Annotated in this window: 1 protein-coding gene and 1 pseudogene; both read right to left on the reverse strand. The window is 73.0% G+C overall.

The genetic code is table 11. From position 1 onward, the window contains the following. Window positions 1-224: pseudogene (locus tag FHD67_RS20205) on the reverse strand (HlyD family type I secretion periplasmic adaptor subunit); the annotation flags it as partial. After that, a partial coding sequence (locus FHD67_RS20210; protein ID WP_139599862.1) for an ATP-binding cassette domain-containing protein occupies window positions 221-1,012 on the reverse strand: 792 nt, incomplete at its 5' end. The pseudogene FHD67_RS20205 and the gene FHD67_RS20210, both read right to left, overlap by 4 nt.

A 1,012-nucleotide genomic window follows, 5' to 3' on the forward strand; every position in this document is an offset into this window, starting at 1 on the left:
GCGATGTCCTGGACCACGCCGCCATCGGGATGCTGGACGATCTGGCGCTGCTGTTCGACCTCGACCTGGCCGCCCGCCACGACCGCGCCCGAGATGCGCGTGGACATCGCCCAGACCGTGAAGCCGCCCACCAGCACCAGCACCGCCACCACGCCCGCGATGATCGGGCCGCGCACCGGCCAGCGCCGGTCGCCCGAGGCCGCGCGTGTCCGACCGCGGCTCATGCGACGCCCCCGCCCTGGCCCGAGGTCTGGGCCTGACGGATCTGGGCCGAATTCTGCACCATCTGTTCCAGCACCTTGTCACGCGGACCGAAGGCGCGGCGGACGCCGCCCTCCAGCACCAGCAGGTTTTCGCATTCGTTGATCGCGGCGGGACGGTGGGCCATGATGATGACCGCGCCGCCCTGCGACTTCAGCCGCCGGATCGCGGCATTCAGCGCCTCGGATCCCAGGTTGTCCAGGTTCGAGTTCGGCTCGTCCAGAACCAGCAGCACGGGGTCGGGATAAAGCGCGCGGGCCAGGCCGATGCGCTGAATCTGGCCGCCCGACAGACGGCCCGCCGTCTGGCTGATGCGCGTGTCGTATCCCTGCGGCAGGTCCAGGATCATCTGGTGCGCGGCGGCCGCCTGTGCGGCGCGCACCACCTGGTCGGGGTCGGGGCGGTCGGACAGGCGGGCGATGTTTTCGGCGATCGTGCCGTCGAACAGCGTCACCTGCTGGGGCAGATAGCCGATCAGGCCGCCCAGCACGTCGGGGTGGTACTGGTCCAGCGTCGCGCCGCCCAGACGGATGCTGCCGCCGCCCACGCGCCACGCGCCGATCAGCGCCCGCGCCAGCGTCGACTTGCCCGCGCCCGACGGGCCGATGACCCCCAGGGCCGTGCCGGGCGCCACGCCGAAGCTGACGCCGCGCAGGGTGGCCTGCCCCTCTCCCGGCGGGGCGACCGAGAGGTTGCGCACCTCCAGCCGGGCCTCGGGGCGGGGAAGGGGGGTGCGGACCGGATCGGCCGG

The sequence above is a fragment of the Paracoccus haeundaensis genome (assembly GCF_006239215.1).
Classification (GTDB): Bacteria; Pseudomonadota; Alphaproteobacteria; order Rhodobacterales; family Rhodobacteraceae; genus Paracoccus; species Paracoccus marcusii.